Origin of the sequence: Shewanella vesiculosa (assembly GCF_009994065.1) — a bacterium.
GTDB lineage: Bacteria > Pseudomonadota > Gammaproteobacteria > Enterobacterales > Shewanellaceae > Shewanella > Shewanella vesiculosa.
This window is the reverse complement of record NZ_JAACSD010000005.1, coordinates 298,521-319,068: the sequence shown is the minus strand read 5'-3', so window position 1 is coordinate 319,068 and position 20,548 is coordinate 298,521. Positions and strand designations below refer to the sequence as shown.

Annotated in this window: 15 protein-coding genes; 7 read left to right on the top strand and 8 right to left on the bottom strand. The window is 39.3% G+C overall.

Annotated features, from left to right (window positions below; all coding sequences use genetic code 11):
- Nucleotides 1–72: 72 nt before the first annotated feature.
- Nucleotides 73–498 carry a copper resistance protein NlpE gene (locus tag GW828_RS06065; protein WP_273057774.1) on the top strand — a complete coding sequence of 142 codons (426 nt, stop codon included), beginning with the start codon at nucleotides 73–75 and terminating at the stop codon, nucleotides 496–498.
- Nucleotides 499–616: 118 nt separating this feature from the next.
- Here GW828_RS06065 and GW828_RS06060 read toward each other — a convergent pair whose 3' ends face one another.
- Entirely contained in the window at nucleotides 617–754 is a 138-nt protein-coding gene (locus tag GW828_RS06060) for a hypothetical protein (protein WP_273057773.1), read from the bottom strand.
- Nucleotides 755–1,023: 269 nt separating this feature from the next.
- Between GW828_RS06060 and GW828_RS06055 the strand changes: the two genes are divergently transcribed.
- Complete coding sequence (locus GW828_RS06055; protein WP_124017976.1) at nucleotides 1,024–1,185, top strand: small highly charged protein; 162 nt, start codon at nucleotides 1,024–1,026, stop codon at nucleotides 1,183–1,185.
- Between the two features lie 166 nt (nucleotides 1,186–1,351).
- Here the strand turns inward: GW828_RS06055 and GW828_RS06050 are convergent, their stop codons facing one another.
- Nucleotides 1,352–2,749 (bottom strand): magnesium transporter, encoded by a 1,398-nt coding sequence (locus GW828_RS06050; protein ID WP_273057772.1) that lies wholly within the window; start codon nucleotides 2,747–2,749, stop codon nucleotides 1,352–1,354.
- 151 nt (nucleotides 2,750–2,900) lie between these two features.
- Here GW828_RS06050 and GW828_RS06045 point away from each other — a divergent pair, with 151 nt between their 5' ends.
- A complete protein-coding gene (locus tag GW828_RS06045) occupies nucleotides 2,901–3,386 on the top strand; it encodes a glutathione peroxidase (RefSeq protein WP_273057771.1) in 486 nt (161 codons plus the stop codon).
- 1,880 nt (nucleotides 3,387–5,266) lie between these two features.
- Here GW828_RS06045 and GW828_RS06040 read toward each other — a convergent pair.
- The 5 genes from GW828_RS06040 to GW828_RS06020 form a co-directional block, all read right to left on the bottom strand.
- A complete protein-coding gene (locus GW828_RS06040; RefSeq protein WP_273057770.1) occupies nucleotides 5,267–7,048 on the bottom strand; it encodes a M1 family metallopeptidase in 1,782 nt (593 codons plus the stop codon).
- Between the two features lie 617 nt (nucleotides 7,049–7,665).
- Nucleotides 7,666–8,637, bottom strand: coding sequence for a PstS family phosphate ABC transporter substrate-binding protein (locus GW828_RS06035; RefSeq protein ID WP_124017972.1), 972 nt, complete (start codon nucleotides 8,635–8,637; stop codon nucleotides 7,666–7,668).
- Between the two features lie 757 nt (nucleotides 8,638–9,394).
- The gene (phoR, locus tag GW828_RS06030; protein ID WP_124017971.1) at nucleotides 9,395–10,690 is read right to left on the bottom strand and encodes a phosphate regulon sensor histidine kinase PhoR; all 1,296 of its coding nucleotides are present in this window, start codon (nucleotides 10,688–10,690) and stop codon (nucleotides 9,395–9,397) included.
- 174 nt (nucleotides 10,691–10,864) lie between these two features.
- Nucleotides 10,865–11,554, bottom strand: coding sequence for a phosphate regulon transcriptional regulator PhoB (phoB, locus tag GW828_RS06025; RefSeq protein ID WP_011638217.1), 690 nt, complete (start codon nucleotides 11,552–11,554; stop codon nucleotides 10,865–10,867).
- Nucleotides 11,555–11,750: 196 nt separating this feature from the next.
- Nucleotides 11,751–12,695 (bottom strand): porin, encoded by a 945-nt coding sequence (locus GW828_RS06020; protein WP_124017970.1) that lies wholly within the window; start codon nucleotides 12,693–12,695, stop codon nucleotides 11,751–11,753.
- A gap of 325 nt (nucleotides 12,696–13,020) precedes the next feature.
- On the opposite strand from GW828_RS06020, the gene rdgC reads away from it, so the two are divergent.
- Entirely contained in the window at nucleotides 13,021–13,932 is a 912-nt protein-coding gene (rdgC, locus tag GW828_RS06015) for a recombination-associated protein RdgC (protein ID WP_182698112.1), read from the top strand.
- Nucleotides 13,933–13,950: 18 nt separating this feature from the next.
- Nucleotides 13,951–14,508: a glutathione S-transferase family protein gene (locus GW828_RS06010; RefSeq protein ID WP_273057769.1), complete on the top strand. Its 558-nt coding sequence runs from the start codon at nucleotides 13,951–13,953 to the stop codon at nucleotides 14,506–14,508.
- A gap of 78 nt (nucleotides 14,509–14,586) precedes the next feature.
- Here the strand turns inward: GW828_RS06010 and GW828_RS06005 are convergent, their stop codons facing one another.
- Complete coding sequence (locus GW828_RS06005; protein WP_273057768.1) at nucleotides 14,587–16,416, bottom strand: M61 family metallopeptidase; 1,830 nt, start codon at nucleotides 16,414–16,416, stop codon at nucleotides 14,587–14,589.
- A 254-nt stretch (nucleotides 16,417–16,670) separates the two neighbouring features.
- On the opposite strand from GW828_RS06005, the gene GW828_RS06000 reads away from it, so the two are divergent.
- Together GW828_RS06000 and GW828_RS05995 are read left to right on the top strand one after the other, a co-directional pair.
- The gene (locus tag GW828_RS06000; protein WP_273060415.1) at nucleotides 16,671–18,773 is read left to right on the top strand and encodes a tetratricopeptide repeat protein; all 2,103 of its coding nucleotides are present in this window, start codon (nucleotides 16,671–16,673) and stop codon (nucleotides 18,771–18,773) included.
- Nucleotides 18,774–18,975: 202 nt separating this feature from the next.
- Nucleotides 18,976–20,532, top strand: a complete 1,557-nt coding sequence (locus GW828_RS05995) for a sensor domain-containing diguanylate cyclase (RefSeq protein WP_124017966.1) — start codon at nucleotides 18,976–18,978, stop codon at nucleotides 20,530–20,532.
- Nucleotides 20,533–20,548 lie beyond the last annotated feature (16 nt).

Below are 20,548 nucleotides of genomic sequence, written 5' to 3'. Positions count from 1 at the left end.
AACTTAACAAGAATCACCCCAGAACTGCCGAGCGTCATATGCACGACAATTTTGTATCTAAAAGGATTTTAGATGAAAAATGTATGGTTGATATTCATACTAATAATACTTGGCTGCGGCCAACAAGACACTTCTAATATTGATACCACAACAAGCAGTAAAACAGACTTGCAATGGCAAGGTGTATACCATGGAATATTTCCATGCCCAAGCTGTGATGGTATGGACACCACACTAGAACTTATCAAACCAAACAAATACACCATCTATACTGTCCGTTTAGGCACTGATAACATTCCCTTTCAAGGAAGCGGTACCTTTAAATGGGATAAAACCGGTAATATTATTATCTTAGATCGTGGTCATATTTACCGTATTTATTCAGATCACTTATACCTATTAGATGTTAAATCTCGGCGGATTAAAGGACCTGATGCACAGCGATATAGAGTTAATAAAATTCAAGCATTAGATCAGCAAACAACAACCACAGAATAATTTCATAACGCTTGTGATACTCAGAGTGATTAGGCTTAATTTGGCATTCAATAATGATTGACGCTGTTGCGCACAATCTATGAAAACAGTGTTCACAAAAACAATGATCTGCTATTTACTATTGGCGCAATGCACTTACATGCACTTGATAAGCGTTTACCCAAGCAATAACAACACCAGCATCAGTGATAAGCTTTTTTGCATCGGCTAATTGACTCTCGCCTATAACATCAAAACAATGTGTATTAATCATCACAAGACCTCCATTTAGCGCGCTAGACAGCCATGTATCACTGATCATTGCTATAGCAAAACCTTGGTAACTGTAATTAACACTTTGTCTGCATGAACTCGTACAAAGAAAAGATGATTTATTTTTAGCAAAGATTCAATTGTCATCTCAATGTCATTTTCACGTGCAATAATTTTTACCATCAAGGATGAAATATTTCGCTTTAGCTTATTATTAACTTTAGGTAAAAAGAGGCTGTACCAACAGAGGTACAGTTATCTGGAATGTTGAAAATGTCACACTCATTTGAATTTGATGAAGATGATGCGCCATGGGGCGATAACATCAAGGGAAAACCGAAGTCGAAAAAAGTAAAACAGCGCCGCCGAGATACTAAACGACGTTACTTTGACGATAATGCTGAAACGGAGTTTGCACCTGCTAAGTGGAAGTAATTTATCAGGATTTTCTCATCAAGTTTAAAAAGCAAGTTGCCTGAAACTTGCTTTTTTATTGGCTAAAAAAAATGGCCTTGAGCAATTCAAGACCATTTAGACAAACTAATTTATTGTGGATGTTCATGCTGTAAAACGTGAGCAATCAGTGATTAGAGTATTTCTGTTACAGGTACAGTATGGTCGCTAATCCCAAGAAGGTAAAAAAACCTACTACGTCGGTCACAGTGGTAAGAATAACCGATCCCGATAAAGCCGCATCTTGATTAAAACGCTGTAAAATCATCGGTACCATCACCCCGGCAATAGCAGCAACCGCCATATTGATTAAAATTGCACAAGCAATAACAATACCCATGATCGTATCGTCAAACCACCAACCCGCAATGATACCAATGACAATTGACCATAGCATGCCATTAAGCGCACCGATCCCTAGCTCATTTTTCATCAACGACATGACGTTACCAGCTGAAATTTGACCCATTGCCATACCACGGATCATCAGCGTTAATGATTGGCTCCCCGCAATCCCCCCCATTGATGCCACAATAGGCATCAATACCGCTAATGCAACAACCTGCGACAATACATTCTCAAATAAACCAATGGTAGCAGAAGCTAAAAATGCGGTAAGTAAGTTAATCCCTAGCCACACGGCACGACGTTTGGCACCAATGACAATTGGAGCAAATAAATCGTCGTGTTCATCCATACCTGCGGTTGCCATTAGTTGTGCTTCATAATGTTCACGCACTAAGGCTGTCGCTGTTCGTAATGTCATGCGGCCAATCAATATACCGTCTTCATCAACAACCGGTAATTCAAGCTCACGACTATGCTCAATCGCTTCGGCGGCTTCAATTAAAGATGAATCAGCGGAGATAACTCGGCTGTCATCCCATTTTAAGACGTGCAGTTGAGTGTCAAGATCTGCCGTTCTGAATACGTCATAACGCCGCACGGTTCCTAAATATTTATCGTTATTATCGACCAAAAATAGGTGGTCATTACAATCTAAATCGATTCGACGAAAAAAACGTTGTCCTTGTGCAACGGTAGAATTAAGACTTAATGCCAGCATCTGGTGATCAGCATATCGACCGATTTCATTTTCAGAATATTGATCATACAGTTCGAAGTGCTTACGCTGACGCTCGCCCATCTGAGCTAATGCACGATCAGTAATATTGTCAGGTAACGAATCACTCCACTCAATAAGATCTTCCGGACTTAATTGAGAAAAGAGTAAGTCTAATTCCTCGTCGGGCATTTTCTTTACAATGCCTAAACGAGGATCGGCGCGCATTAAATTTAAAACGTCGACGCGTTCTTCAACATCAACTTGCTGCCAGCGTTCATAACGCTCATCCAGTGGTAACGATTCGAGTAATAGTGCAATGGTGCCCGGCTCGGCTTCAGTTAAGATCTCACTGAACATTTCAGCCTGCTCATCACCTTCTGCTTCAGTTAACAAATGTACCACTTGGCTGACATCTGCTTGTGGTTGCGAACTGGTGTCGATTTCATCTTCAGAGTTAAGTTCGTTCTTTACATCATTCATAAGCCCGTCCTTAATTCTTAGTAGTAAAATATGCGCAAACTATATTGAAATTAGTATTGATAAGCAAACAGATAAATTAAATTGCCCACAACTTAATTGCCAACTAATCATGTTTATAATATAGTCTATCTTTCATATAAAGGAGCATCAGATGACTGCAGCAATTTATTCTATTAGCGTAAAAGATATTCAAGGCAAAGACCTTGTCATGGAGCAGTTTAAAGATAAGGTCTTGCTTATTGTTAACACGGCAAGTAAATGTGGATTTACTCCGCAATACAAAGCACTTGAAGATTTATATCAGCAATATAAAGATAGAGGTTTAGTTATCTTAGGCTTTCCTTGTAATCAATTTGGTAAACAAGAGCAAGGTAACGAAGATGAGATCAGCCAATTTTGCCAACTAAGTTTTGGCGTAACATTTCCACTGTTTAGCAAAATTGAAGTTAATGGTAATAACAGTCATCCTTTGTACCAACATCTTAAAAAGTCTGCCAAAGGTCTTTTAGGGAGTGAATCTATTAAATGGAACTTCACTAAGTTTTTAGTTGATAAACAAGGGAATATCCTTGAGCGCTATGCGCCAACCACTAAGCCAGAAGAGCTTAATACTATTATTGAAAAGCTACTCAGTTAATCAGCACCACAGATGCTCGAATATTATCATTGCGTGTGCAATAGGTGTTTACGCTAGGCGATTAATATCATATTAATCGCCTTACTGTTACCAAGAAGACAGAGATAAATTGACGCGTTAGATCACTTTGCAATGTTTAAATTTAACCATCAAATTTAAATCTCAAAAACAGCAAAAATAATACAAACCTAAGCTACTGATAGTTATCAAATATAAAATTTATATCTTTATTTCGATAAAAATTTGTATCTAGATTGAACTTTTTAACCATCAGGTACTCAAACTTAGTAACAGTGATATTCACTTTTGTTCATCATCTCCCTGGGACTTCTAGCGCGGTCCCCTTGATCGCTAAGTCGATCGATAGGCAATCATTTGATTGCCTTTTTTTATGGTTGTTAAACACTTCATTCACTCTGGATTACATGACCTCATTATCCTGATATAAGCTTATTTGCCGCTGAATCTTAGTTACCGGCTTTGCGCGGTAAACGTTAACGAAATCTTACTCAGCAATTATTTTTAAATTTTTTCATCACTGAGTGAACTTTTACAAATCCCCCTAGTCAGAATATATGTAACCAGTAAGGAGACAAACTCGTTAAACCGTTCTCCAATGTTTAGTTTGTATTTACTTGTTACAACAGCTTTATGTGTATTGTTCATCATCATCCCTATTTGGCGAGTATTAACACGCTAGCGCACCGTTAATCACAACCCACAAAGAACGACTTAGGCAACCATATTGGTTGCCATTTTTTTAGCTTATATTTGCCAATAATCTTTATCTGTTGGCATCACATCGACACCTTCCTGAGCATACACAATAGTTTAAAAGTAGCTTATGAGACCAGATCCAGCTAAAGCGCTAAAAACCAACCTATTGATAAACTAAATAAAAAACCACTCCTTGCATAATATAAACCCTATATACTCATGATCTTTGGCTATTATCCCCAAAGATATACGCTGAAGAGACCGAAAATATGACTCTGATAAATTAAATTCAAAAAAAATCGTTTTTTCAGTGAACTTTCCTGATGACAGCCAGTCTTATTAATTGTACGGAGTAAGATATAGTTTAAGTAAGTGCAGCATAATGAGTTAGCTTCTCCATCAGCGTTAATTGATTATTGCTAAATTATTGACATCACTTATCACAAGTTTTTAGTTAGGATTATTACTGCTATACCGTTTTATGTTCATCATCATCCCTATTTAGGCAGTATTAACACGCTAGCGCACCGTTAATTACGACCTACAAAGAACGACTTAGGCAACCACATTGGTTGCCATTTTTTTGCCATTAATGTGTGAAATCCTTTTACACATGGTATTGATCATCCGCCCAAAGAATTGAGCAGCATCAATAATGCTAATAGCTCAACAATCCCAAACGAGTTAGGTTAAATTTTGATCTTTAATGGCGCAGTTATTATCAAAATACTAGCTTCACTCCGATAAAGGCCACTCAAAAGAGATCAGCATCTGTGCAAAAGTCCATCGATAACTGAAGCGATTTATCGCACGCAAAATAAATTCAAAAAAATCATTTTTTCAGTGAACTTTCCTGATTATGCCCAGTCTTATTAATTGTACGGATAAAATGTAGTTTCAAATGATTGCCATATAATGAGTTAATCTTCATCCCCCGAGTTAATTGATTATACGGCTAAATGATTCACGCGGCTTATGCCATACGCCAGTTTAGATTAAGTTATTGCAACACAGTTTATTGTTCATCATCATCCCTATTGGGAAGTATTAACACGCTAGCGCACCGTTAATAACAACCCGCAAAGCATTATTTTGGCAGCCAATATGGCTGCCATTTTTTTTATCATTTTTTGACAAAAACAACGCAATAAAAAGGTTAATACTTAAATTATCAGTAGTTTGTCTAGCTGTACTTGAAGAGAAGGATGATAGCCAGGGCGCGCTTTTGCATAAATATCGAGTAATTCTTGTTGGTAACCGGCTATTTGTAACTCAACAAACAAGGGTCTAACAAATTTGCCTCGACCTATACGGCATAGGTAGCCACTTAATGCAGGTAACACAGGATCAAAATGATTACGGATGGCAACTCGATACCAATCACAGGCTATTTCTGCATTCGGGCTATTTGTTAACGTAAATGTAGCGTCTAAATCTAATAATACCGCTTGGCTTACCACTAGAGGTAATTGGGTGAGGAAATACTGCCAGTGGTGAACTCGCCACCCATCGACCTGTAACTCAATTGCTGGAGTACCTTTAATAACAGCCTCTACGGCTAACTCAACTTTATCTAAACTGCTTGAAGTTGGACCGATAAACCATTGGGGTAATCCTTGTCCATACACCCACTCATTAAGCTCTGATAACGTTAACTTATCATGATGTTCCACCAACAGCGTTTGCTTGGCATAATCAATAAATGTTTCAGTAGTAATGGCGCTAAACGAAAAATAATCGACATATTGAAATAGAAACCGATCAAATGCAGCTCGGCCTAATCGACTTTCAAGCTCATGCACAAACATCGATGCTTTATCGTAGGTAAAGCGATTAAATGCCAGATTAGGATCGCGATCTTGCACATTGGCTGGTAAGGTTTGACTGACTAAGGGAGTAGATTCCATTTCCTCTTGCAAACGTCCGTACTCGATAACCCATTCGAGTTCTGCCTGCTCTTCGCCATAAACCGCTTCTACAATACGATTAGTAAAATAAGTGGTAAATCCCTCATTGAGCCATAAATCTCGCCAAGTTGCATTACTGACTAAATTACCCGTCCAAGAATGAGCTAATTCGTGAGCAACAGTTGAAACAAGACTTTTATCGCCAGCAATTAATGTCGGGGTCATAAACGCTAACATGGGATTTTCCATGCCACCAAATGGAAAGCTTGGTGGCAAAATAATCATGTCAAAGCGGCCCCAAGCATAAGGTCCTAATATGGACTCAGCGATTTGGATCATCGACTCGGTATCTTCAAATTCTTTGACAGCCGCAGCAAGCATGCCGGGTTCAGTATAAATACCACTTCTGGGACCCGTTGCTTGGAAGCTTAGCTCTCCAACCGCTATCGCGAGTAAATGTGTCGGGATCGGTTTATTCATGCAAAATGTAAATACACCATCATCTGGCATCTCAGGGATATTTTCGGCACTCATTACCGCACGTAAACCCTGAGGCACATTGATGGTTGCATTAAAGGTTATTCGTGCTTTTGGGGTATCTTGCAAAGGTATCCAGCTACGCGCGTTGATGGGCTGTGATTGGCTAAATAGGTAAGGTAATTTTTTACCTAAGGTTTGTTGCGGTGTAAGCCATTGAAGCCCTTGAGCGTTTGTGGATGTACGATAATCAATCACCACCTCATCGACTTGCTCCCCAACATCTATCACCAGCTTTTGACCGAGTATGTCACTCACATCACTCATAGTATACGACAACGGATTAGCCTGACTGTCGGTGATACCATGTATGAGTAAACCTCGGCAATCTAACACTAATGAGACTGCCGATATGGTGCGCGTAAATTGCAATCGGGCAACGCCGATAAGTTGCTGTAAGTCAAAATCAACCACGAGATTAAGATCAAGATGATGCACACATAAAGCATCCGTATTGGCGCTTGAATGGTAATCGTGTTGTACGTTCCATTTTGCAGTCACAAAAAACCCTTACTTGGCAGAGAAACATCAAATCCAGTAACGATAATAGCATTAGCATCATCAAAATGTGCCGTATTGGGTCAGAGAGGAATATCGATCACAGGAAAAGCAAAATAATAAGCCATCAATTTAGACTTGATGTTTGCCATGCGACTAATGGCATAAACCTAAAACATAACGCGAAGTAGAACACATTCACAATGTATGCCTTAATGTATTTCGGGTAAAAGACGAATAAAGCGCCAGAAACCAGAAAAATCTATCTAGATTATAATGAATGCAAATCATTAAAAAATAAAACGTTTTAATCTCACATCTTATTTTGCCAATCTTATTTTTATATAAAAATGCATTTTTTTAGTATCATCGGGAACTAACTCAGAAATGATGAGTCATATTATATGAACCGAATTTGAATTACTTTTTATGTACCAAGTAGCTTCTTATTGTTCATCATCATTCTCCTATTCGATAGTTGTAAAAATCTATCAACAGCATTGCCCTTAGCAATAGCAGCAACCTCTTAGTTAGGTTGCTTTTTTTTATATTTTTTTTAACGTTAAAAAACAAAAAAGGCCTCAAAGAGGCCTTTTTAAGTTTACTGAAAAGTGAGTTAACTAAAGCGTAATACCGACTTTCTCTAAATCTTTTGAAATCACAGATGTTGGTAATGGAACATAACCATCTTTCTCAACAATTTGCTGACCTTGCTTAGACAATACGAAGCGTAAGAATTCACGATCCATTGGCGATAGGTCTTTATTAGGGTGCTTGTTCACGTAAACATATAAGTAACGTGATAGTGGGTAAGTACCATCTGCTGCGTTGGCTGCTGATGCTTCGATAAACTTATCACCTTTCTTAGAGATAGCTACCGCTTTTACGCCCGCTGTTTTATAACCAATACCAGAGTAACCAATGGCATTAAGTGACTGAGAAACAGACTGAACTACAGAAGCAGAACCTGGTTGCTCGTTCACGTTTGCACGGAAGTCACCTTTACATAATGCTTTTTCTTTAAAGTAACCGTAAGTACCAGATACTGAGTTACGACCGTAAAGCTGAACGTCTTTAGCTGCCCAGTTGCCGTCTAAACCAGCATCGCCCCAACGGTTGATTTCTTTACCGCCACACTTGTGTGTAGAAGAGAAGATTGCATCAATTTGTTCAATGCTTAAACCTGTAATTGGGTTATCTTTGTGTACGAATACAGCTAAAGCATCGATAGCAACACGAACCGCTGTTGGCTTATAACCGAAATGCTTTTCAAATGCTTCAACTTCGTTAGGCTTCATTTTGCGGCTCATAGGACCGAATTGAGAAGTACCTTCAGTTAATGCTGGTGGCGCAGTTGAAGAACCCGCTGCTTGGATTTGGATATTAACGTTTGGATAGATGTGTTTAAACTCTTCAGCCCATAACGTCATCATGTTTGCTAATGTATCAGAGCCAACAGAAGACAAGTTACCAGAAACACCACTTGTTTTTTCATATGATGGTAAAGTTGGATCTATAGCAGCCATAGATGCTGCTGAGAATACGCCAGCGGCTGTAAGAGTAATTGCGCCGACAAGTTTTTTCAGTTTCATTGTAATGCTCCAGAATTAAGCGTACTAAGTTTTTAAAACGTAGTCAGTATCGACCTCATTGATGACAAGTCTATGACGTTGATGTGACAGTTAGATGACACAAGGTTCAAAAGTATTACATGAACAAATACAAAAAATAACACAATTAATATCAAACACTTAAAATCAATGCGAATATAAATTTGCCTGTAAAATAATAAACAATAGCCAATTCCAGCTTAACTAAATTAACTACTCGTCACAATAATGCTGACAAGACAAGCTTATGACACAAAATTACCCCGCATAAGTTTATCGCACTTAAGAAGTGTAAAATGGCCTAAACTCACCGAGGAAGGCAAACGCTGATACTATTGATAAACTTTAGCGAGCTTAAAATAATAAATTAAACCTTAATCACTTACTGGCAAGGTTTATAACCTATATGTCACAGCATTATGACGGGTATTCTTGTTGTCGGTTGTTAGCGATTGTTATCCCTTGTTGTTAGCGCTTAGTGATAGCTAATGCCACACAGAAAGCTAACATGTTTGATAATGCAAAGTTTAGCCTAACGAAAACCAACAGCTTAAGCCTATGCATAATGCAAAGATAAACGAGATAGATATATGTGTTCAGCTTAGCTCAAGCCTACTTGGTAAGCGGTCTTTCGCAACACAAGTGTGCCTGAGTCATATCAGTCAATCTCAACTAAGATTAGCCAAAATTAAGTCATAAAAAAACAGCATAAATGCTGTTTTTTTATTAATAACTGCAACTATTGTCGCACTAACAAATGAGATGGAATGATAAAACTGAAGATACTGCCTTTGCCATACTCGCTGGTAACGTTAAGCTCGGTGTGATGATGGTTTAAAGCGTGCTTAGCAATAGCTAACCCCAAGCCTGTGCCACCGGTTTTACTCGAGCGAGCATTATCGACTCGATAAAAGCGTTCAGTTAAGCGATTAATATGTTGCGGCGCGATGCCAACACCGGAATCTTTAACCGAAAAAAGTGCGCCAGTTGCCACACTTCGCCACGATACCGCAATCGTCCCCCCAGGAGAGGTGTAGCGAATTGCATTTGAAATTAAATTTGAGCAAGCACTGCGTAATTGCAACTCATTACCATGAGTATTCAACCCCGCTTCACAATTAAACACTAAGGTATATTCGGTACCAGCAAGAGCTTTAGCTTCTTCTTTAAGAATATCCATCATCAACGTCATATTGACGATTTTCGATAAATCGAGATCGACAGCATCTTCAATACGTGACAATGCCAACAACTGCTCAACCATCGACTGCATTCGAGTCGTTTGTTGTTGCATTAGTGATAATGGTTTTTGGTTAGGTGAATTTGCATCCTCCATGCTTTGCATGATTTCTAAATAACCTTGCAATACCGTTAATGGCGTTTTCAATTCATGGGACACGTTAGCCACAAAATCTTTACGCATGCCTTCTAATTGATGTATTCGGGTAACGTCTCGAGCGATTAGCAGCAACTGACGATCACCATAGCTCATGACTCGAATTTCAAGTAAACGCTTATCTGAGACAGGAGACGGAATTTCTAATGGTTCGTTATATTGGGCATCTTTTAAATAAACTGAAAAATCAGGATGGCGGATAAGGTTATCTATTCTCTGGCCATTATCTTGAGGCCAAACAAATCCTAAGATTAGCTGAGCCAATTTGTTGCACCATAAAATATTGTGCTCGGCATCCAGAACAACGGCAGCATCAGGTAATGCTTCTGCTCCTTGGCGAAAGCGGCCCAATAAGGTAGCAAGTTGACCTACACGACGACGATTTTTTCCTTGTAAACGATAAAGACCATTAAACACCCCTTCCCAACTTCCTCTACCTTGAGGAGGTGTAAGCTTTTTATCTTTCCATAACCAGAAGTTTAACCGAGCGATTTGGCGATAGTGCCACACGAGCAATACAATTGTCCCCGTAAGCATAACGCCGACAACATGGTCAAATAAAGCCCCGACCAGCATAAATAGAACAAGCAACATCGCTAAGCGAAAAAATAAGCGATATCCAGAATACGAGATAAACATAGGCTACCTAAATTCGAAAGTAACGCCGCCAACACATTCAGTGCCGTTACTGATTATTAGGGCTAACAACGAAGCACAAGATAGCCTAAAAAGGCTATTATGGCTAGACAGCAAAAAAAGCGTTTCTAAAAGCTCTGTCTAGCATGACAAAACTTTTAGCGCTGCCAATACGAATTACATTCTGGTTGAAAATCGGTAACCTGCACCGCGAACAGTTTGGATCAATTTATCGTGTCCACCCTCTTCGACCGCTTTTCGTAAGCGTCTGATGTGAACATCGACAGTGCGATCTTCAACATACACGTTGGTGCCCCACACGTTATCGAGTAACTGCTCTCTGCTGTAAACTCGCTCTGGATGGGTCATAAAGAAATGCAATAAACGAAACTCAGTCGGCCCCATATCGAGCACAGCATCACCGACAGTCACCCTATGACTGACAGGATCAAGTTGCAGTCCTTGCACATCAATAGTCTCTTCTAACCGAGTTGGTGCACTTCTTCGCAAAACGGCTTTAATCCGAGCGACGAGTTCTTTAGGTGAAAAAGGTTTAGTTATATAGTCATCAGCGCCGACTTCAAGGCCTTTGACTTTATCTTCCTCTTCTCCACGTGCTGTCAGCATAATAATTGGGATCTGACGAGTAAATTCATCTTGCTTTAAACGTTTAGCTAATTGAATGCCACTGCCACCAGGGAACATCCAATCTAATAAGATTAAATCTGGGTATGGCTCTTTAAGCAACTCAATCGCCGAATCAAAATCTTCAGCAGCAGCTGTCGTAAAACCATGTTGATCCATCACAAATGTCAGCATCTCACGGATTGCTGATTCATCTTCTACTATTAAAATCCTAGCTGTCATATTGGGTTTCTACGTTAATTTGCCACGGGACTATTATTGGACATTTTTGTTACAGATTTATGATATAACGCTTGATTCTGGCATTAAATACGCCATTTTGTCATAAAAAATTCATTACTGTTATTTAGATATAACAAAAAAGGGCTTAAAGCCCTTTTTTATTGATTGCAGATTTAACCGTCAAATAACGACAGATTTAGAACTTATGTTCGATACCTACACCAACGTAGCTGTCATCTTGATCGTTTGAATCAAATGAGTTTGCAGTGTAAAAAGCAAATAACTTGGTTGGCTTACCTAACTTGTAGTCAGCGCCAACAGACCATGAATTACCTTTATTTTCCATGTCTAAGTACTGTGCTTTCAAAGTAACATCATTGATGTCATATGCTGAGCTTAACAAGTAGCCATTGTCTTTAATACCGCTGTCTAGTTTTTCTTGCTGCTGATACATACCACCAATCACTAAACCGGCCACTTTACCTTGAACAGTAGCACGTGCAGTGTCATAACCTTTTACTTTTGAATCGTAAGCAATTGCAGCGTAGATTGGTGTGCTTTTTAATCCAGCATCACCGTACATTAGCGCCATACTCACGCCATCTTCACCTTCTACGTTACTACCAACAACTTGATCTGCATCACCAGAGGCAACATAAGTCACACCCGCTTGGAAATCACCAAATACTGGCGTGTAGTAAGTTGCGGTTTGAGCCATGCGGTTTTCACCTTTAAACATGGTTTTCATATCGCCAGAAAGGTCGTTGAATTGATCAATTTTACCTTGAGATACTTTAAGGATTGTGTCGTTACGACCAACAGATACAGCACCGAAGTTACCTTTTAAACCAACAAATTGGTTACGTGCTAAAAAGTTTTCTTTGTTTGCATCACCTGTGTTGACTTCATATTCGATGGTATAGAAAGCTTCTAATGATTTGCTTAACTCAAACGCACCGGTTACACCAAAACGTGATGCATTACTTTGAATTGTCGTTTCAGTGACATCAGCAACATCATTTGATTGTGCTGTTACGTTTAACTTACCGTAAACTTGAAGAGGATCTGCGGCGTATGCACTTGAAGCTACTGAGGCTGCGATTGCAGAGGCTAATAGTGTTTTGCAAAAAACGTTCATCATTTCATCCTTTCGACGCATATATCGTCATGGTTATTCTGGGTTAGTTGTATCGGAACGAGATGAATTCTGCCTTGCAAATGTTTCAGAAATATTTCATTGATAGATGAAATCCCCATTCTGAGTGTTTCAAACCATTTAACCCTATAGGAAACCTCGATACAGCAAGGGTTTCAGGCTGAGTTGTTGTAATGTGACAGTTTAATGAATTCTCATCCTGATGACTGAACCTGTGTTGCGACTGATGTTTTTTTGATGGTTTACCACTTTGCCTCTATACCGTAAACTGCTGTCACTGAATTTTCCTGTTAATTAATGAGAGCCTTCTATGTGGTTTAAAAATCTCACCTTGTACCGTTTCAACAAACCGTTTACGACAGATACCGAAACATTAGAGAATGCCTTAGCTGACTTCACTTTTTCTCCTTGTTCGAGCCAGGACATCAGCAAGTTTGGTTTTTCAAATGCTTTAGGTAAAAAAGGCCAAGCATTAGTGCACAGTGCTGAAAACCGTCATTTAATTTGTGTCACTAAAGAAGAAAAAATTCTCCCAGGCCAAGTGATTAAAGAAGCCTTAGATGAAAAAGTGGCGGAGATTGAAGATCAAGAGAACCGTAAAGTCACTAAAAAAGAAAAAGACACCATTAAAGATGAAATCACCACGACGTTGTTGCCTCGGGCATTTTCTCGTCGTAGCCAGACACACGCACTTATCATGCCTGAACTGGAAATGATTTTAGTCGATAGCTCTAGTGCGACTAAAGCGGAAGAGTTATTAGCATTACTGCGTAAAGCCTTAGGCAGCTTACCTGTGATCCCGTTAAGTTATGCAACTCCAATCGAGTCGACGTTAACCCAGTGGTTACAAGCGGGTGAAGCTCCTGCACCATTTGAGATGCAAGATGAAGCCGAACTTAAGTCTGACTCTGATGAAGGCGGTATCGTACGCTTTAAGCAACAAGTGCTCCAAGAAGATGAAGTGCTCGCTCATATTGCAACAGGCAAGCAAGTACACAAACTAGCCTTACATTTTGGCCAGTCGATTGCCTTTTTAATGCAGTCTGATGCCACGATTAAACGTCTTAAGTTTTCTGAAGAGTTTAGAGCAGGTAATGATGAAGTCGGTACAGAAGACCCATTAGCTCGTTTAGATGCGGATTTTGCCTTAATGGGCAGTGAATTAGTCGCGTTTATTAATGCGGTTAATCAAGCTTTTGGTCCACTAGAGCAAAGCGTGTAATCCAACTAAGGACACAATATGAAACTATACGGAAGTTATACGTCACCTTTTGTTCGCCATTGTAGAATTGCGCTACTTGAGTCAACGCTCGATTACCAATTCATTGAAACCGATCACGCCACCAGCGCGACGTTATCGCCGACTAAACGGGTGCCTTTTTTACAAGATGGTGAGTTAACGCTAACCGATTCTAGTGCCATATTGCGATATATCCGCAGCAAGTCGGACAAGCCATTCCTTGAAAGCACTGTCGAGCTTGATCAATATTGTATGATCAATACAGCATTGGACAGCACAATCAATTTATTCTTCTTGTCTCGTGATGGGGTCGATATTGAGCGCTTTGATTACACCATCAGACAGGCGCAGCGAATTGAGTCGACATTAGTGCAGCTTGAAACATTTGAATTGCCTTTGCATGGCCCTTTTAATGATGTGCAGCTAAGACTAGCCTGTTACCTCAGTTGGGCGATATTCCGCCAACGTATACATATCGCTAACTACCCTAAGCTAAAACTGTTTTTAGCGGCAGTTGAAAAAGAGCCATTTTTTATTGAAACCGCCCCGCAGGCATAAGTTAACATGATAAAAAATGCCCTGAATTTCAGGGCATTTTTTTATCTACAACAAAATAACTCAGTCATACGTAAGAGCTTATTCGCCGTCAGCGTTAATCCATTTACCTTCGGTATCAAAAGGCCAATCAATACCTAACCATGCTTTAAAGAAAGCTTTTTGCTCAGCAGTCACATTATCAACCGCAGTAATCGCTAACTTATCTTTCGGTTGTTCTGCCAACACTAAGTTCACATCTTTTAGTTGATCATTACTAAATACCGTCACCTTAACAGTGTCACCAGGGCTAAAATCGTTAAAGCGTTTAGCAAAACCGTCTGCGGTGACTTTTAAACCATTGACCGCCACTAACTCATCACCAGCCGTTAAACCGGCTTTCCAAGCTGGGCTATTTTTAGCCACAGTTGCTAATACTAAATCAGCATATAAGCCGGATAAGCCCATGCCTGTATCAACTTGTATTTTGGGCTTATCACCATAAGTGGTTACCAAACCGGCTTGAGCTAATAGATCATTAAACTCTAAACTAACTGGCTGATTCACAAATTTCTGCCACCAAGATTGATAATCTTTGCCGGTGAGTGCTGTTAATATGTTTTGCACATCTGCCACAGTGTAGCCCATTGGAATTTTAAAGTTTTCATATAACTCCTTGTGCACATCACGATAAGAATGCGCTAGCTTACTGTCAGTTAACACACTGAAATCTAATGCCAGTGAAGCTAAATATCCCTCAGAATAAATATTCACACTGTGGTTAACCGCATAATCGCCCCAAGTGCTACTCCATTGACCTAAACTGGCTTCTGCAACCGATTGAGTTTCACGCCCAGGATTATGCTGATTAAGTACTATCCGTAAGCTTAAATCATCAAAGAATTCTTTTGCCGTCATCACCCCAGCACGTAACAACAACTGATTTTGAAAATAGCTGGTTGAACCTTCTGCGACCCACAATAAATCAGTCATATTCTCTGACTGATAATCGTAAGGCACCAATCCTTGAGGACGATACGATTTTACATTCCAAGTATGAATAAACTCATGCGATGCGGTACTAATAAAGCGTAAATAATCTTCACGCTCACGAAAGTTAAATCGCGGTAATTGAATAACGGTTGAGTTCAGGTGTTCTGTGGCTCCGCGAGCACCGCTAGTGGCATGCACCATATACACATAACGTTTAAACGGGTAACCATTCCAAATAGCTGACGCTTGAGCGCTTATTTTACCTAAATCAGCAATAATTTGCGTGGTGTCGTAGTTCCCCTCCCCCCAAAAAACCACCTCATATTGGCGATTATCGGCATCGAAACTAAAGTGCTGGCTTATTCCCGTCTCAATCGGTGAGTCAACTAAGACATCATAATTAGCGGCTTTAAATGAATGTGACTTGCCGTCTCTCTCCATTCCAGAATAACTTTTCCAGCCTTTTGGCACTTGCATATTGACCGTAATAGGTTGCTGGCGAAACGCAGGGCTATACATAAACACACCACTAGCATCTAAGAAAGCATGGCTACTATCAATGTGACGTAATCGGTCACCAAGCTCATTAGCATGCAACTGATATGTCACCTTAACCGATGTAGGTTGAGTTAAGGTTATTTGCCATTCACCACTGGCAGTGCGTTTCCAAGGTAGCGACTGACCCTTGCTGTCGGTCGCATTAAACAATCTAACCCCATCAGCAATAGGCAATACTTGATAACGGCCGGTTCGCCATACTGGTAAATTAACCGTTAGCACCTGCGAATCAGTTTGAGGAAATGACACACTCACCTGGGCTAAATGGTGTGCGGGTTGATTAATATCAATATGGTAATCAACATCAGCAAGGGCTGGCATGGCCCAAGTCATCAAAAAAATGGCACTGCTAGCTAAAATTGCAAGAGAAGTAGGTTTCACTCTAGGTTCCTTCTGGTATGATTCTATTGTTTTTATTTTAAATTCCGAACAATTATAACGATCTAGACTCATTAACACAGTGGCAATTTGTAACTGAGTGAGAATACTTAGTATCAATGACAAACCAATGTTAATTTATTCATCGATACCAGCTGATAATGACGTCCACATTTTTTAATCCTAAAAAGGTATCTTTTACTATGCTGCGATGTTTTCCTCTGATCATATTATGTTCAATACTATTAAGTTCAGCAGTGTGCGCAAGAGATATTGAACAGCAAGAAATATTGTTCAAAGAAAATCCTCAAAAAATTTATACCAAGTTATTGAGAACGACCGAGTTTCCTTTGCACTTTTCAAACAAAGCAGAATTCGACCAAGTCGCTGAAAATTTAGGTTTTCAACCAAATGAACTCCATCGTGATTTAGAGCTATTAGCTCGCCTTAATTTACAAGCAAAACTCACATCGCCAACTAAGTACCAAGATGCAGAATTACTCATATCGCAGTTAGACAGCATTGCATCAACAACGCTTGAAAAAGCCATGGTGATTATGCTTAAAGCACGGATAAAGGGACGTAAAAACCAAGAATATAATCAAGTGATCGTTGAATTCAATGATGCGTTGAATATGGTTAACGCCGATATCAGCTTAGAAAGCACCCTGTTCAAGTTAACACTGCATGAACAATTGAACATGTTACATTCATTGTTACTTCAACCTACGCCAGCCTTGTCTCATTTAAATCGTTATCGTGAAATGGCTTATCAGTTACACAATAATTATTTTATCGCCGATGCCGAATCGCAATTAGGCCGTTATTACAATCTGAATGGTGATCAAGCAAAGTCACTGCAGCATTACAGTGAAGCATTTCGTTTAGCCAACATCTTAGATTACCCTGGCATTAAAGCCCAAACACAGCTCAATCTCGCGCGAACCTACCGTGATTTAGAGCAATGGGATGATGCACTCAAATATGCCCATAATGCAGCGGAAATATTTCAAGTAATCGGCCAAGATGTCTACTTGTCAGAATCATTAACTGTTATGGCGATGATTTACGCAGGCAAAGGGGAATGGAATAAAGCCATCGATTATTATTTAAATGTCCAGCAAGTAAATGAGCGGATGGGGAACCAAATTGCAATTGGGCTCACATATCACAATTTAGGTGAGGCTTATTTTAAATTGCATAATATTCAGGCGTCATTGGATGTAATGCAACGAGCAAATGAAATATTTAGAGCTCGAAAAGTAGATCATTACTTAGTCCATAATGAACTCCTCTTTGCTCAAATAACAACCAGCGAAGGCATGTGGACAAACGCGATTGAGCATGCAAATAAAGCGATTAAGCTGGCTAAAAAGAAACATTTAACCGAGGTGCAAACCGAGGCTTTAGGGTATTTATCTACCGCATATCGCAAAACTAACAACATTAATGCAGCGCTTAAAACTGTCGATGAGATAGTCGAATTAGTCAATAATTCACAGAGTAAAACCGAACAACCCAATGACTTTTCAGAGCTAACAGAACAGAAATTAAAATTTGAACTGGGTTTAATGCGCAATAAACTGGAACTGCAAACGACTAAAAATAAATACAACCAATTTATCATTTTAGTATTAGTACTTATTTTTAGTATTGCGATTATCTTATTGATTTTTATCTACAGAAAATTTCAACAGCGCAATACTCAGTACCTTAACGCACAACGTTTAAATACAATCGATCCCATAACACAAGCACAAGGTTACCGAGCATTTATTCAACTGATCAGCACGCTGAAAAATACCGAACCTAAAACATTAGCTTTGGTAAATATCAACGAATTAAATAATATTGATATTCAACTTGGACTCACAGAATCAACGGCATTGATGCAACAATTTAATATTCAATTCAGTAAGCACTTAGATACTCAAGTATTTACCATACGCTCAGGACTGATTGGATGCTATTTTAATCAACAGTATGATGCTGATGTTATATTAAATGCCGTCATTGAGAGTCTTAAGCAATTAAAAACAACGCAGTTTACGATTCCAAATTTTGCGCAAAAATCGGCCGAACACTACGCCAGCATTGGCCACATTAGTTTACCCTTGCTCGCCAACCCTGATGTCAGTATTAGTGCAGAATTACAATTTGAGACATTACAATATGCGCTTGCCGCGGCAATGGATATTGCCGAGCAACCAGCTTATGTCTCATTGAGGCCGCTTAATTTTGCACCAGCGGCTATTTTTATGCGGCCACTTTATTTAAATCTGACTCAAGCACTTAACCGCGGCATCATTCGTGCAGAAAGTAATCGTCATGCCCAAAGTATAAATTGGCCAAATAATTAATCGCGTAATAAACTGGCAATTATAGTTATTTATACTGTTTTGTACGGTAATTGGATTTGCTGCACAACATTATTGAGATAATATTACTATAGTGTTAACTGATCAGAGATTAGTTAATGAAAAAACGAAATTATGTCTTCAATATGGCAACAATCACGGCAACCTATGCCTTTAGATGAAAAATGAGAGTAGGCACTGCAACATGAAAGAGTCAAATACAGCGATAACACAAATTTCGTTGATGAAGCAAAAGCTCCACGCAGCCAAACTTGCTCTCGAAGAGATAAACGTCGATCGCAATGGTAAATTGAAAACACTGATTCAATTTATCTCCCATCTCAGTCTTGCCTGCAAAGGACAATGTATTGAACTCGACAATAAACTGGCAAAATTGCGCCATCATATGCACAATTTTGAACAAATTGATGAAGCATTGCCAGAACTAGTCGACATTGAACGCTTGTTAAAATCTCAATACAACCAAACAATGACACGTTTAGAAGACAGCCGTAATGGCCTCAATCGAGTTATCCGTCAGATCCAACGCATCGATTCAGCTCCGGAAAAACTCAAAAAAGAACTGACTTATTTTAAACAAGAGCTCGGCAAGCCATTTCATACAGTATGGGAATACATCCCAAAAGTCGAAAAGCTGATATTTTTCTATGAAGAAATTTTAAAAAACGAATTTGCCGATGCAGACGATTACCAGATTTTGCCTCAGCATGTTCAACTTGCCAAAGAGCTTGCTGCTAAGATTGCCGAAATTGAGTTTAGAAAAGATCAACGCGACCAAATTCTAGTCATAAAAGAAATATTACTTGGTGATATTAGCTTGAGCAGTTTACTCGACTCTTACCAATCAATATTGAGTTTACTGTTAGAAAATATTGCACGTGAAAAAAGCGCATCACAAGACTTTTTATTTGCACTTAACGATGCCTTGTCCATAGTCCGCGATGTCGTCAATAACAGCTATAACAATAACCAACGCAGTGAGCAGCTTAAAGGTCAATTAAATAAAGAGATTAATTTACGCGTTAACAACGCTGACGAGTTAGTCGCTGATGCTGATAGTCTTAACGAATTAAAGACCCAACTAACGATACAGTTATCCTCTCTTCGTGATGCTCTTTCTCGTAAAGAAGCCCTAGAGCAGCGCGAACAAACACTATTACGTAAGTCGATTGAATCTATGCGTAAAGAACTCAACTCGATGAGTCAAGAAGCCAACAATTACAAAGAAAAACTGTTTGAACATCAAAAGCTCAACCTACTCGATCCGCTGACCCAACTGGCAAACAGGACAGCATTAGAAGATAGAATGGAGCAAGACTATCGCAACCATGTCCGCTTTAAAACGCCATTATGGATAGCCATTACTGATATAGACCATTTTAAAGTGATTAACGACACCTTTGGTCACAGCACCGGAGATAAAACCCTGCAAGTTATTGCTATGGCCTTAAAAAACTCATTACGAGATAGTGAGTTTGTTGCCCGTTATGGTGGCGAAGAATTTGTATTACTATTACCTGATATTACCGACGAAAATATCTCTCAATTATTGAATCGCGTTAAAGATAAAATCAAAAATATTCCATTTAAGTTTAAAAATCAGAGAATTACAGTTACATTATCTATAGGTGCAGCACAAGTCATGGAAAACGAAACGCTTGAAGAAGCTTTCGAAAGAGCAGATGCTGCATTATACCAAGCAAAAAACAACGGCAGGGACCGAGTCGTTATTGATATCTAGCCCATCCTAAGACAGT